The organism is Psychrobacter sp. UBA3480, assembly GCF_002377945.1.
Taxonomy (GTDB): Bacteria; Pseudomonadota; Gammaproteobacteria; order Pseudomonadales; family Moraxellaceae; genus Psychrobacter.
Map to the genome: position 1 here is coordinate 33,538 of NZ_DFQV01000009.1, position 14,285 is coordinate 47,822.

General features: G+C 45.1%; 11 protein-coding genes. 10 read left to right on the plus strand and 1 reads right to left on the minus strand.

Features of this window, described 5'->3' with window-relative positions:
- Window positions 1-7: 7 nt before the first annotated feature.
- From nuoG to B2863_RS02900, 9 genes are all read left to right on the plus strand, one after another.
- Entirely contained in the window at window positions 8-3,076 is a 3,069-nt protein-coding gene (nuoG, locus tag B2863_RS02860) for an NADH-quinone oxidoreductase subunit NuoG (protein WP_296207376.1), read from the plus strand.
- Window positions 3,077-3,128: 52 nt separating this feature from the next.
- Entirely contained in the window at window positions 3,129-4,121 is a 993-nt protein-coding gene (gene nuoH, locus B2863_RS02865; RefSeq protein WP_179798733.1) for an NADH-quinone oxidoreductase subunit NuoH, read from the plus strand.
- Between the two features lie 55 nt (window positions 4,122-4,176).
- The gene (gene nuoI, locus B2863_RS02870) at window positions 4,177-4,725 is read left to right on the plus strand and encodes an NADH-quinone oxidoreductase subunit NuoI (RefSeq protein WP_010198902.1); all 549 of its coding nucleotides are present in this window, start codon (window positions 4,177-4,179) and stop codon (window positions 4,723-4,725) included.
- Window positions 4,722-5,465 carry an NADH-quinone oxidoreductase subunit J gene (gene nuoJ, locus B2863_RS02875; RefSeq protein ID WP_296207378.1) on the plus strand — a complete coding sequence of 248 codons (744 nt, stop codon included), beginning with the start codon at window positions 4,722-4,724 and terminating at the stop codon, window positions 5,463-5,465. Before nuoI ends, nuoJ begins: the two co-directional genes overlap by 4 nt.
- A gap of 98 nt (window positions 5,466-5,563) precedes the next feature.
- Window positions 5,564-5,872, plus strand: a complete 309-nt coding sequence (gene nuoK, locus B2863_RS02880; RefSeq protein ID WP_025653102.1) for an NADH-quinone oxidoreductase subunit NuoK — start codon at window positions 5,564-5,566, stop codon at window positions 5,870-5,872.
- Window positions 5,873-5,876: 4 nt separating this feature from the next.
- On the plus strand, window positions 5,877-7,751 hold the full coding sequence (gene nuoL, locus B2863_RS02885) for an NADH-quinone oxidoreductase subunit L (protein ID WP_296207380.1): 1,875 nt from the start codon (window positions 5,877-5,879) through the stop codon (window positions 7,749-7,751).
- Window positions 7,752-7,754: 3 nt separating this feature from the next.
- Window positions 7,755-9,380, plus strand: coding sequence for an NADH-quinone oxidoreductase subunit M (gene nuoM / locus B2863_RS02890; RefSeq protein WP_296207381.1), 1,626 nt, complete (start codon window positions 7,755-7,757; stop codon window positions 9,378-9,380).
- Between the two features lie 3 nt (window positions 9,381-9,383).
- Window positions 9,384-10,862: an NADH-quinone oxidoreductase subunit N gene (locus tag B2863_RS02895; protein WP_102091037.1), complete on the plus strand. Its 1,479-nt coding sequence runs from the start codon at window positions 9,384-9,386 to the stop codon at window positions 10,860-10,862.
- A 194-nt stretch (window positions 10,863-11,056) separates the two neighbouring features.
- Window positions 11,057-11,884: a ferredoxin--NADP reductase gene (locus B2863_RS02900; protein WP_296207382.1), complete on the plus strand. Its 828-nt coding sequence runs from the start codon at window positions 11,057-11,059 to the stop codon at window positions 11,882-11,884.
- Between the two features lie 88 nt (window positions 11,885-11,972).
- On the opposite strand, the gene B2863_RS02905 is transcribed toward B2863_RS02900, so the two are convergent.
- On the minus strand, window positions 11,973-12,752 hold the full coding sequence (locus B2863_RS02905; RefSeq protein ID WP_296207383.1) for a hypothetical protein: 780 nt from the start codon (window positions 12,750-12,752) through the stop codon (window positions 11,973-11,975).
- A gap of 581 nt (window positions 12,753-13,333) precedes the next feature.
- Here B2863_RS02905 and B2863_RS02910 point away from each other — a divergent pair.
- Window positions 13,334-14,221 (plus strand): TonB family protein, encoded by an 888-nt coding sequence (locus B2863_RS02910; RefSeq protein ID WP_296207385.1) that lies wholly within the window; start codon window positions 13,334-13,336, stop codon window positions 14,219-14,221.
- The last annotated feature ends 64 nt before the right edge of the window (window positions 14,222-14,285 follow it).

A 14,285-nucleotide genomic window follows, 5' to 3' on the forward strand; every position in this document is an offset into this window, starting at 1 on the left:
GAGCGGCATGGCAGTCATACATATTGATGGAACCACTGTCGAAGTAGATAGCGCAGATAACTTGCTACAAGCCTGCTTATCACTCGGCATTGAGGTGCCGTATTTTTGTTATCATCCAGCCCTTGGCTCAGTAGGCTCGTGCCGTCAGTGCGCAGTCAAGCAATTCCAAAATAAAGAAGATATGGAAGCGGGTCGCGGTCGCCTTGTGATGTCTTGTATGGTCGCTCCTGGCGATGATATGTACATCTCGGTCACCGACGATGAAGCCAAAGCATTCCGCAAGTCGATGGTTGAGCTACTCATGACCAACCATCCACATGACTGTCCAACTTGTGAAGAAGGTGGACATTGTCATTTGCAAGACATGACCTATATGTCAGGTCATAGCCGTCGTCGTTATCGCTTTACCAAACGTACGCACCACAACCAAGAGCTTGGTCCATTCATCGCGCATGAGATGAACCGTTGTATCGCTTGCTATCGCTGTGTACGTTTTTATAAAGACTACGCGGGCGGCGAAGATTTAGGCGTTTATGGCTCAAACAACCGCGTGTACTTTGGCCGTGATAAAGATGGGCAGTTTGAAAGCGAATTTTCAGGCAACTTGACTGAAGTCTGCCCAACGGGTGTGTTTACTGATAAAACGCATTCTGAACGTTATAACCGTAAATGGGACATGCAGTATGCACCAAGCATCTGTCATGGCTGCTCGGCTGGTTGTAATATCTCACCGGGTGAACGTTATGGTGAATTGCGTCGTATCGAAAACCGCTATAACGGTGAAGTAAACCGCTATTTCTTATGTGACCGTGGCCGTTTTGGTTATGGCTATGTCAATCGTGATGATCGTCCAACCCAAGCGCTTGAACGTATCAATGATAAGCATGTCAAAATCAATATTGACTACGCACTTGATGAAACCATCAAACGTATCAAAGATAAAAAAGTCATCGGGATTGGCTCGCCACGTGCCAGTCTAGAGACCAACTTTGCGCTAAAAAATCTCGTTGGCTTTGATAACTTTTCAACAGGTTTGAATCATCAGCAGCAAGCACTGGTCAATAAATGCATCGAAGTGCTTAGCACTGAAGGTATTTATAACCCTAGCATGACCGATATCGAAACGCATGATGCGGTGCTCGTATTAGGTGAAGATATCACGCAAACTTCATCACGTGTCGCGCTGTCAGTACGTCAAGCGGCAAAAAATGAAGGCTTGAAAATGGCGGCGGCATTACAGACGCAACCGTGGCTTGCTGAACCTGTTAAGCGTATCGCTCAAGATGCGCTAAGCCCAGTCTATGTCATCGATGTAACGCAAACCAAGCTAGAAGATATCAGTAAAGTGAGCGTAGTGGCGACCCCTGAAGACATCACTAAACTTGGCTTCAAGGTTGCTGATGAAATCGCTAATTTCGCTGATGATTTAGCAGACATAGCAGATCCACAAGCAGCTGATGCAAGTGCTGAAACTGACGGTATGCAAGCATTGGCGCAGCAAATCGCTTATGACTTGATTCAAGCTGATAAGCCGTTAGTTGTTTCGGGTAGCAGCTTATCTTCTACCGTATTGATAGAAGCAGCAGCACAGATTACCCAAGCGTTGACCCAAAAACGCGCAGCAATCAAAGCGATTGAGCAACAGCAGGTCGAGGCACATAATGCCAAAGTACAGGCAGCACAAGCAAAAGCGGCTAATGACCAGCCTGAAGAAGACCAAGATTTATCTGCCAAGCCAAACAAACCTGAAACGGGTGTAAATGCAGAAGCGCAAGATGATGTCGAGCGTGAGCCTGCTGAAAAACTTGAATTAAAAGAAATTAATGATAAATATCAAGCACAAGCAGGTATCTATCTAACGGTTCCTGATGCCAATAGCATGGGCGTTTGTATGCTTGGCGGTCAGTCAGTCGAAGAATTACTGGCGACTGATTTCGATGTAGTTATCGTCGCTGAAAATCAGCTGACTGATGCCATCGATGCTAATAAATTGACGCAGTTATTATCTGATAAAACAGTCATTGCATTGGATCATCAGCTACTTGATTGGCACAAAGACGTCGATATCGTATTGCCAGCGGCTAGTTTTGCAGAAGCAGATGGTACATTGGTATCGGCTGAAGGTCGTGCGCAGCGATTCTTCCAAGTTTACGATAACGAATACTACCATCCAATGAGCAGCATTAAAGAAGGCTGGCGCTGGATACATGCTGTGCATAGCAGCATTGAAGGTCGTGATGTCGACTGGACGCAGCTAGATGATGTTATCAATGCATTGATTGCCACCCATCCTAAACTTGCAGGTATCAAAGGCGCTGCGCCTGATGCTGATTACCGTATAACGGGTCTGAAAATCGCGCGTCAACCGCGTCGTTATTCAGGTCGTACTGCTATGCGTGCGCCAATCTCAGTGCACGAGCCAATGCAGCCGAAAGATTTGGACACTGGTCTAACTTTCTCAATGGAAGGTTATAGCGGTAAAGAAACGCCAAGCTCGATGATTCCTTTTGCCAATGCGGCAGGTTGGAACTCACCTCAAGCATGGAACAAATACCAAGACAAAGTCGGTGGTCATCTGAAAAATGGTGATCCAGGTGTGCGCTTGTTCGATCAGCTAGAGCGCCTAGCCACTCGTCAATATGTGGCGCCAGAAGCGATGTCTTCGAATACAACTGACTTACAACAAGGCCAAGCCAAACTGGTCCCGATTCACAACATCTATGCCAGCTCAATGATGGCATCACGTAGCCCAATCGTCGCAGAGCAACTACCTGTTGCTGCATGGCGTATCGGTATAGACGATGCCAAAGACTGGAAGATTGCTGCTGGTGATTACTTGGCGATAGAAATCGATAAGCAACAAATTACCTTGCCAGTACAGCTGGTCGGTTATTTGGCAGAAGGCTGTATCGGTTACCCCGTTGGGCAGGTGAGCATCATTCACCCATCAATGCCAGCGTCGGTACGTAAAGTGGATGCACCAGTAACGATGATGGGTAGCATGGCTAACGATATGATGAACGATAACGATACTGCGCAAATAAACGCAGCGCCGACCATCACACAGGAGGTGTAATATGCAAGTTACCCGTATTATCCCTGATGTGCCAAGCTTTTTGGCCAATAGCATGAGTTTTGATACTTGGTCTATTCTGTTTTTGGTGGGTCAATCGCTAGTCATCTTTTTGGTCGTGGTATTGGTTGCCGCGATGATGATTATCTATGAGCGCCGTATGTTGGCCTTGTGGCAGGATCGTTATGGTCCAAACCGTGTTGGGCCTTTTGGTTCGTTGCAGTTGGTCGCCGATATGCTCAAAATCTTCTTTAAAGAAGATTGGACACCAAACTTTACCGACAAGTTTATGTTCACCTTGGCACCTGCGGTAGCGATGTTTACTGCCTTGGCTTCATTTGCCATCATTCCTATCTCGCCAACGCTTGGCGTGGTTGATTGGGATATTGGTATTCTATTTTTCTTTGCCATGGCTGGTATTGCTGTCTATGCGGTGATGTTCGGCGGTTGGGCATCTGCCAACAAATTCTCGCTACTTGGTGGTTTGCGCTCAGCTGCACAGACAATCAGTTACGAAGTGTTTTTGGGTTTGTCGTTGATGGGCGTTGTTGCCTTGACAGGTTCGTTTAACTTGCGTGCTATTGTCGAAGCACAAGCGGACGGCTGGTATATCATTCCGCAGTTTTTCGGCTTTTTGACTTTTGTGGTAGCTGGTGTGGCCGTTACGCATAGACATCCATTTGACCAACCAGAAGCAGAGCAAGAACTGGCTGAAGGTTATCATGTCGAATATTCTGGCATGAAGTTTGGTATGTTCTTCATTGGTGAGTATGTCAACGTTGTCTTAATTTCTGCCTTGATGACTTGCTTGTTCTTTGGCGGTTGGCTTGCGCCGTTCAATTTAGATATTCCATTTATTCCACCAGCTTTTTGGTTCATGATTAAAACGCTGTTCTTTATGACCATGTTTGTTTTGGCTCGAGGCTCACTCATGCGTCCGCGTTATGATCAGGTGATGAACTTTGGCTGGAAAGTATGTCTGCCCGTAACCTTGATCAATCTGTTGATTACGGCTGCGGTCATTTTGATCTTTTCCCCAACGTTATAGTCATTACTAGCCATCACTGATGAACTAGGGTAAAGCTGATAAGGATAATAATCCCATGTTTACTACCATAAAAAAGACCGTCATTGGTATATTTACCATTGTCCGCAGCATGTGGATGGTCAATAGTCATGCGCTCAGACCGCGTGACACCATCCTTTATCCTGAAGAGCCGGTACCTGTACCGCCGCGTTTTCGTGGACGTATTGTCCTAACGCGTGATCCTGATGGAGACGAGCGCTGTGTCGCTTGTAACTTGTGTGCGGTGGCCTGTCCGGTAGGGTGTATCTCATTACAAAAAGCCGAGCGTGAAGACGGTCGCTGGTATCCAGAGTTTTTTAGAATTAACTTTTCGCGTTGTATTTTTTGCGGATTGTGTGAAGAGGCGTGTCCAACGACAGCCATTCAAATGACCCCAGATTTTGAGCTGGGTGAATATAAGCGCCAAGATTTGGTCTATGAAAAAGAGCATTTGCTCATTTCAGGACCAGGTAAATACCCTGATTATAACTATTATCGTGTGACAGGTATGGCGGTAGCAGATAAACCAAAAGGTGCAGCACAAAACGAATCTGCACCGATTGATCTAAGGAGCTTGCTACCATGATGAATATTTTGAACCATCCTGAACTGGCTGGGTTTTATTCGCTTGCAGCAGTGGCAATATTTGCCAGTCTGCGCGTAGTGACTCAGGCCAATCCAGTGCACGCTATCTTATCGATGATTGTGTCGTTGTTAGCAATTGCTGGGATATTTTTTGTATTAGGTGCGCCGTTTGCAGGAGCATTAGAGATTGTTGTCTATGCTGGTGCCATTATGGTGCTATTTGTTTTCGTTATCATGATGCTCAACTTGGGCATGAGTAATGACGAGCGCGAAGAGCGTTGGCTCGATGCAGGCACTTGGGCGATACCGACAGGATTGACGATAATTATTGCCGTTGTGCTTTACGCGATGATTGGTCTCAATCATGATGAAGCTGTCATGATGGGTGGCACGACTATCTCTGCCAAAGCAGTTGGTACGGTGCTATTTACCAAATACATTATGCTGGTTGAAGTAGCAGCATTGCTATTATTGGCAGCCTTGGTCGCCGCTTATCATTTAGGTAAAGAGACAGTCGACGATGAGGTCATCGGTAATGATAGCCAAAATTTTAAGCCAAGCGTAGGCAGTATCAAACAATACGACAATGATAGTACGCTTACACAGCATGACGGCGTAGAAATGGCTAAGCCTTACGAATATAAAGATGTTGACCCGCATGACTATGTCGGTATGAAGGTAGGCATGAAAGTAGGCAGTCAAGTAGGTGCGAACAAAGTTACGCGCAAGGAGTCAGACTAATGGTACTAGCAGCAAGCGTGGCACAAGATGTGTCAAACGTGCCGTTTGCCCACGAGGTGGCAGGCTTAGTACAGCCAGTTGCTGAGGCGCAAAATGTACTGGGTATGATACCCATGAGTCATGGACTGATTTTGGCAGGTATTTTATTTGCTATCGGTCTGTGCGGCGTCATGGTACGACGTAACTTCCTATTTATGCTAATGAGTCTTGAGATCATGATGAATGCGGCAGCATTGGCATTTGTAGTAGCAGGTAGTCGCTGGGTTGATCCAGACGGACAGATTATGTTTATCTTTATTTTGACCTTGGCCGCGGCTGAAGCGTCAATTGGTCTGGCAATATTATTGCGTTTTTATCATCAGCGTGGGCATCTCGATGTCGATAGCGCCAATGAGATGAAAGGATGATGTCATGAGTTTATTACCATTAACCTTTATATTCCCGCTCATTGGCTTTTTGATTTTAGCCTTTATGCGCGACAAATTATCAGAAACGGTCGCAGCGATTGTTGGTGTGGGTAGCATGCTGTTATCAGCATTATGTACGCTGGTGGTTAGCTATACCTTTTTGACCACCAATCCAGCTGGAACGGTAATTGAAGTTCCGCTATGGACGTGGTTCCAAGTTGGTGATTTTGCCCCACATTTCGGCTTGAGCTTTGATGGTCTAGCATTGACCATGACTGGTGTCATCACTGGGATTGGCTTTTTGATTCATCTGTTTGCCGCTTGGTACATGAAAGGTGACACTGGCTTTGCCCGTTTCTTTAGCTATATGAACTTGTTCGTGGCCAGTATGTTGTTACTGGTGCTAGCAGATGACTTGTTCTTGCTATATCTCGGATGGGAAGGCGTTGGTATCTGTTCGTATTTATTGATTGGTTATTATTACCATGATAGAGCCAATGGTCGCGCTGCTATGAAAGCCTTTACCGTCACACGTGTCGGTGATGTGTTCTTAGCCTTTGGTTTGTTTTTATTATTCCGCGAATTCGGTACGCTTAATATTCAAGAAATTATTACGCGTGCGCCAGAAGTGTTTGATATCAACAATCCAACGATGATGCTTACTACGATGATGTTGGTCGGCGGTGCGATGGGTAAATCAGCGCAGTTGCCACTACACACATGGCTCGCTGATGCGATGGCAGGTCCAACACCTGTATCGGCACTGATTCACGCCGCAACGATGGTAACAGCAGGCGTTTATTTGATTGCCCGTTTACATCCATTGTTTGAGCTAACGCCAGGTATCTTATTGTATTGGGTTGGCGGTGTAGGGGCATTGACGTTGGTCGTTGCTGGATTCTGTGCGCTCGCGCAGACAGACATCAAACGTATCCTCGCTTATTCAACAATGAGTCAGATCGGCTATATGTTTTTGGCACTTGGCGTGGGTGCGTGGCAAGGCGCGATTTTCCATCTGATGACGCATGCTTTCTTTAAAGCATTGCTGTTCTTATCGTCAGGTGCGGTCATCCTTTCGGTACACCATGAGCAAGACATCTTTAAGATGGGCGGTCTGCGTAAAAAGATTCCATTGGTATTTTGGTGCTATATCGTCGGTGGTGGTGCACTCGCTGCGATACCTTGGGTTACGGTTGGTTTTTATTCTAAAGAAGCGATTCTTTGGGAGACCTATGCCACAGGTCATCTAGTATTGTTCTATATGGGTGTATTCGGCGCTTTCTTAACCGCGATTTATACGTTCCGTATGATTTGGATCATATTCTTCGGTGAAGAAAAAACCCATGCGCATAAGCTATCAGGTGTGTCGTACTGGTTACCTTTGACTGTATTACTAGTGTTATCTACAGCCGTTGGTGCTTGGATTACACCGCCATTAGACGGTGTGTTGCCAGAGAGTGTTGGTCATCTATTAGAAGTCGCAGGTCAAGCTCATGCTAAGCATACAGCAGAGTATATCGCGATGGGTGGAATGGCAGCAGGTTTGATATTGGCAGCACTGTTGTATGTCGTCAATAAGGGCAGAATGCTTACTAGCTTTAAGCGCTCACGTATTGGTGGGGCACTGTATCACTGGTGCTACCATGGTCTAGGCTTTGATGCGCTATACGATGTAATTTTTGTAAAACCCTTTTTGTTCATCGGCCGCTTACTTAAAGCCGACCCTATCGATAAAACGTGGTTGCTGTTACCTAAGCTGGCCTCAGTAGGTAATAAAGTATTGTCTGCGACGCAAACAGGGTCTCTTCGAGGTTATGCCACAAGCTTTGGCTTGGGTATGGCTGTATTGCTGGTGCTGGTAATGATGACGGTGGTGTAAAAGATGATTGAGTTACAACAAACGTGGATGCTACCAGCATTAATCGCAATTCCCTTTATTGCAGGATTGCTATGCTGGTTGGTAGAGCGATTTAATAAACGTCTGCCGCGCTGGATTGCCTTAATCGGTATGGCGTTGACCTTTGCTTTGTCGTTGGTACTTTGGCAGCAAGGCGATTTTAGCGGTATGAGTGAGCAAGTCATTGCACCAAGCACAAACGTGCCTTGGGTAGCAGAGTTTAGTGTGCCATGGATACCAAGTTTTGGTATTAGCTTTCACTTAGCGCTAGATGGTTTGTCATTGATGATGGTGGCCTTAACAGGGTTGCTTGGTGTGGCAGCTGTTGCTTGTTCGTGGAATGAGATTCAGCGCCGCGTTGGTTTCTTCCATTTGAACTTGCTATGGAGTTTGGGCGGCGTTATTGGTGTTTTCTTAGCGATTGACCTATTCTTATTCTTCTTCTTTTGGGAGATGATGCTGGTTCCTATCTACTTCTTGATCGCGATTTGGGGTCATGATGTGGTTGGCAAAACCAAAGAATACGCCGCAACCAAGTTTTTTATCTATACCCAAGCGTCTGGGCTTATCATGCTCATTGGTATTTTGGTATTGGTCATTATCAGCTATGCCCAAAAAGGGGTAGTGAGCTTTAACTATAATGAATTGCTCGGTACGTCACTTGGCGGCTGGGAATATCCAATCATGCTGTGCTTCTTCATTGGTTTTGCGGTGAAGTTGCCAATCATTCCTTTCCACGGCTGGTTGCCAGATGCGCATGCGCAGGCACCAACGGCAGGTTCGGTGGATTTGGCAGGGGTGCTCATCAAGACTGCTGCATATGGCTTGATTCGTTTTGTGTTGCCGCTATTTCCAGCAGCGTCACAAGAGTTTGCGCCGATAGCGATTACCTTAGGTACGATTGGTATTTTCTACGGTGCTTGGCTTGCGTTTATGCAGACCGACATGAAGCGCTTGCTGGCCTATACCAGTATCTCGCACATGGGTTTTGTGGTATTGGCAATCTATGCGGGAACATTGCTCAGCTTACAAGGGCTGATGATTCAGATGCTTGCTCATGGCTTGAGTTCAGCCGCACTATTCATCATGGCAGGACAGCTATATGAGCGTTTGCATACACGCGATTTGACCTTGATGGGTGGTATGTGGGGGCAGTTCCGCTACTACGCACCGATATTGATGTTCTTCTGTGCGGCGTTGCTTGGTATTCCAGGTACGGGTAACTTCATTGGCGAGTTCATGATTTTATTTGGCTCATTTGCTCAGTATCCAGTATTCGTGGTTTTTGCAACATTCAGTTTGGTATTAGCAGGTCTTTACTCGTTGATTTTGATTCATCGCGCACTATTTGGTGAAAACAACATCGCCGCATTGGCAGAGCGAGAGACTAAGTCACATGGCTTGCCTGCACGTAAACTAAAAGATTTGGGCAAGCGCGAGCTGTCATTACTACTGATGTTAGCTGCTGGTTTGGTATGGCTCGGACTGTATCCACAGCCGTTCCTTGATACCTCAAGTCACGCTATGCAGTGGATCAATAACGCATATATATACAGTCAAGTGACACAGGTAGATGCGTCGCAGCTACTTGATGTAATGGAGGCACGTTAAGTCATGAATGATATTACGATGAATGATTTGATAGGATTGTTGCCTTACGCGCCGATTATCGCCGTAGTGATTACGGTACTGACGGTTATGATCGCGATTACCTTTAAACGCTCGCATATGGTCACTGGTACGATTACGGTGGCAGGATTAAACATTGGTCTATTTACCCTTATCGGGCAGATGATCGGTGTGATTGAAAGCGGATCTATCGCGCCAAACGCTGAGCAACTATTTGTTATAGATAACTTTGCTCAGTTTAATATGGTGGTGATTTTTATCTGTGCCTTGGCTTGTTGTACGCTGTCTTATGCGTATCTGGCCAATCTCAAAGACAATAAAGAAGAGCTGTATTTGCTCATGCTGCTATCGACCATTGGTGCATTACTCATGGTAAGCGCGCAGCATATGGCGTCATTCTTTATGAGCTTAGAGATGCTGTCAGTACCGTTATATGGTTTGCTTGCTTATACTTATATGCGCAACCAGTCGCTTGAGTCGGGATTGAAGTATTTGGTATTGTCGGCGACTGCATCAGCGACGTTACTAATGGGTATGGCCTTTATCTATGCAGAAGTAGGCTCACTAGCGTTTAAGCCAATCAGCATGGTACTAGGCAATATCTTTGAGTCGCCACTACTGATATTGGGCGCGGCAATGATGATGTTTGGTATCGCCTTTAAACTATCGGCTGCTCCTTTCCATATGTGGACGCCAGATGTTTATGAAGGTGCACCAGCGCCTATCGCTACCTTTTTAGCATCAGTATCAAAAGTGGCGATGATGGCACTAGCTGTGCGTTTCTTAATCGATACTGCTTTGCTGGCATTGCCATCAGTGCAAATGCTATTGATGGTCATGGCTACTTTATCTATCTTGGTAGGTAACTTATTGGCAGTACGTCAAACTAGCCTGAAACGTCTACTCGGTTACTCATCTATTGCTCATATGGGTTATGTGATGATCGTAATTGTTAGCATTGGTTCAGCCGCTGATAGTATCTCTAGTATGTATATGGCGGTTTATGCCTTTACCTCTATCGGTGCCTTTGGCGTAGTGACGTTGATGTCGAGTCCGTATCGCTTATCTGGTGAAGCCGATGAGTTGACGCATTATCAAGGGCTATTCTGGCGCCGTCCAGTATTGACCGCTGTCATGACCATCATGATGTTGTCATTGGCTGGTATTCCGTTGACGGCAGGCTTTATCACCAAGCTATTTGCTATCTTAGCTGCGGTACAAGGTACCAACTGGTTCTTGGCTGCGATGATTATCTTGGGTAGTGCGATTGGTCTATTCTACTACTTACGCGTTTTACTCACGCTGTTCAAACGTCCTAAGCAGTTCATCGAGTTTGACGTGTCTGGGCAATGGGGTATTCGTACCGGTGGTATCATGGTCATTGCTGTGACTGCGATTATTCTATTCTTTGGTATCTTGCCAAATAGTATGATTGAGTGGGCAAGTTTGGCTCGCATTTGGTAGTGTCGCTGAGTTAATACGGCAGATAAGTCGCTGCGATCTATCTGTTGTTACGGTTAAAAAACCAAGATGCGCCAGCTTTATGATAAGCTTGGCGCATCTTTTTTTATGCTTACCTTTTTGGTATTTGTCTTCTTTTACCTATCAAAGGTATCTTATAAAAATATAGTTTAATAAAGTATAAGTGACGAATAATTATGAGTGATAATATTCAAACAGTAACGGTGCTCAGCAAAACCACATGGACGCCAAATTTATTTAGCTTTACCGTCAGCCGTCCCGATAGTTTTAAGTTTACAGCGGGGCAGTTTGTACGTTTAGGCGTCAATCCTAGTCAATTAAAATATTATCAACAGACTGATGCAAGTGATGAAGTCTCTGATACCGCATTGAATGAAGATGTCTTTCGCGCGTATTCAATTGTCTCTTCGCCCTTTGATGAGGTGATAGAGTTCTTTTCTATCGTAATTCCTGACGGTGCATTTACCTCGCAATTGCAGCATTTACAATTGGGTGATGAACTGCTGCTCAACACCATGCCATTTGGGTTTTTGACGTTAGCACGTTACCAAAAACCATTGCCAAAAGACTTATGGCTGCTAGCAACAGGGACTGGCTTAGCACCATTTTTGTCAATGCTACAAGATTTAAAGACATGGGAAGATTACGAACACATTGTATTGGCTTATAGTGCCCGTTCGCTCGATGAACTTGCGTACGTTGAAAAAATCGAAAGCCTACAAGAAGACTTCGGTACACTGGTTGATAATCCAGCAAAGCTTATCTTTATCCCAATCGTCACTCGTGAGCCTGTCGAAGGTGCATTGTCAGAGCGTCTGCCAAAGCTACTACTAGGGGGTACGTTACAAGCGCGTGCAGGTATCGCATTAGATATCGATACTACGCATGTCATGCTATGTGGCAACCCAGATATGGTAGAAGATACCAAAGAGGCATTAAAAACATTGGGACTGGTGATGAATCGCCGCGGTGAGGGTAATATTGCCGTAGAGAACTACTGGTAGTTGATGACTTTAATAAAAAAACGCTGTATCTATAAGGCCAAGAACCTCTAAGATGCAGCGTTTTTTTATGGGATAAAACATTAGCGAGCTATTCTTGGCTTGGCTCAGTCGCATCGTCTACAGGGTTGATAGGGCCTTGCATCAATTCAGGATCGTCATCATCACCGATGATATCTTCGTTACTGCTGGCCGCCAGTAAATCACGATAGTTGATTTGAGCCTTCAAGATCATTTGCTCTTCTTCTAGCTCACCATAATTTATCTGTACCTTATGCAAGGTGCTCATGATTTTCTTGTTGTTTTTTAACCAACGATGGATATCGAGATAAATCACTTCGTCTTTTGCGCGAGCAATATTGACGTACGACAGAATAAATCCTAAAGGGTCTTTTTTGAGGACGCTATGATAAAACCAAATCGCCAGTTTGACACCTTGACGTTTGATAAAAGACTCACAGCGCAGATTTAATATATCGGTATAAGTTTGCTGACCAAATACAAAGCGCTGCACGTTGCGATCGAGCTGAACGTGAACTAAGCTAAAGTTACTTGCCACCTCAGCATAGATGCCGCCTGCATTGACAGTGCAGTACAAACGAAACCAATCATCATGCATCTCGACGCGTAGCTCTAAAATGGCTTTTACATTGTCGGTGACGAATGTTTGTAATGCATCGTTAACGTAAGTCTGTGCCACTGGTAATGACAACTCATCTTCGAACTTGTCCGTCGTCTTATTATAGATATCTTTAACCGATTGGGCGATACGCTCCCAACCACTGCCGAATGACTCGTCAAAACGATAGCCAATACTCTCGAAGAACTCATCAAAATTGTCTGAATTATTCACGTTATCAAAGTCACTCAAACTTATTATCCTTATAGGGCGCGTCATTCAATCGGTGACGTAAAAATGGCTAAACAAACTTTGCAGGCTATCATTGATTTAAACGAAAGCTAATTATCTATAATTTCTGAATATCTACGACCATTAGTAATTTTTATACTGATAGGTAGCAAAAGCGAAAAACTGACCTCTGATACTAGTGCATAGTGAATATACATTTACTGTGCTGCTTGACCATCTGCCGTGCCTAATTAAGACGATGCACAGTTCTGATTGTTGCAAAGTAACGTGCTACTAATTCTATTGTGCTAAAGCAGTATATAACAAATACAGTGGCTTCAAAATGAACACATGCGTTTTATAGCAATTCATTTGTTATAGACAGTGTTTTTTCTGCCTTATATATTCTCAAGCGCGCGTTTTTCAATCAGCGGATAAGGTTACCAATACTGCATGGCAGATGTCAAAATGCCGTCTCAGTGCTTATACTGGCGACATAATTCTATGTCATGTTATGATAGCGCCAGTATAAATCATGCCTATCGTTACAACACTTATTAAATAGTGCTTTGTACTGATGTGCTCACAAGCTGAGATTCATTGTGGCCTATATAAAAGACTCACAGAGCTATCATTTTTCCGCGCAAGCTCCCAAGCGCGATATAAGTTTGCCTGTCGCTATTGTTATTGCGGTGGCTGTCCATGTGCTGATTATCTTCGGGATTAGCTTCTCTATGGGAAAAGACCCAGCTGCTATGATGCAAGATGTGGCAAAGGCGCTGACCGATAACATGCAGCCCAATGAAGATGCGCACTTTATTGCCAACGCTTCACAAGAGGGCGGCGGTACAATAGAAGAGCAGCTAAGACAAGAGAACAATCAGCTAAGTGCAATGTCTGCTGAGCAAATAAGCGAGACTCAAGACATCGTTAACTTACAGCGTAAAGTGCGTCAGCAGCGTTATCAAGAAAGCTACCTACGCACGACGTTGAGTTGGCGTCAGGCCACTGTAGAGTCGGATAATGACAGCGAGCAAGCGCAAGATGATGCGATGGCACAAGAAGAGCGGCTACGTAAGCAGATTGCAACCTTAGAAGCTCAGCTATCTCAGCGTCAGCAGGTCTACGCGACCAAATCCAAAGTCGTGACAATGGATAGTAATTCGACCACACGGGGTGCGGCAGCAGACTATATCAATACATTCCGTGAGCATGTCGAGCGAGTGGGCAACTTGCATTATCCCGTGCAAGCGCGTGCCCAAGGTATTACGGGTGAAGTACGCCTTATGGTTATCATCAGTAACGACGGCAACATCAAAGCCATTCGACTGCTTGAAAGCTCGAACTCTACGATATTGGATGAAGCGGCCAAGCAGTCTGTACGACAAGCAGCACCCTTTGGTAAGTTCACCGAAGACATGAGCGATATCGTCGAGCTGCGCTTGATACGTACTTACCGCTATAGTGATACAGTCGAAGTAACGTACTAAGGTTAACGTATTCAAGCACTAAGAAGGTAGGTGCTAAGAAGAAAGTTACTGAAATTAAAGCTAC

Excerpts from the sequence above, each read along its gene's own strand:
- nuoI (WP_010198902.1), top strand. The coding sequence starts at position 4,177 with ATGTTTACTACCATAAAAAAGACCGTCATTGGTATATTTACCATTGTC.
- B2863_RS02895 (WP_102091037.1), top strand. The coding sequence starts at position 9,384 with ATGAATGATATTACGATGAATGATTTGATAGGATTGTTGCCTTACGCG.
- nuoM (WP_296207381.1), top strand. The coding sequence starts at position 7,755 with ATGATTGAGTTACAACAAACGTGGATGCTACCAGCATTAATCGCAATT.
- nuoH (WP_179798733.1), top strand. The coding sequence starts at position 3,129 with ATGAGTTTTGATACTTGGTCTATTCTGTTTTTGGTGGGTCAATCGCTA.
- nuoJ (WP_296207378.1), top strand. The coding sequence starts at position 4,722 with ATGATGAATATTTTGAACCATCCTGAACTGGCTGGGTTTTATTCGCTT.
- nuoL (WP_296207380.1), top strand. The coding sequence starts at position 5,877 with ATGAGTTTATTACCATTAACCTTTATATTCCCGCTCATTGGCTTTTTG.
- nuoG (WP_296207376.1), top strand. The coding sequence starts at position 8 with ATGGCAGTCATACATATTGATGGAACCACTGTCGAAGTAGATAGCGCA.
- B2863_RS02900 (WP_296207382.1), top strand. The coding sequence starts at position 11,057 with ATGAGTGATAATATTCAAACAGTAACGGTGCTCAGCAAAACCACATGG.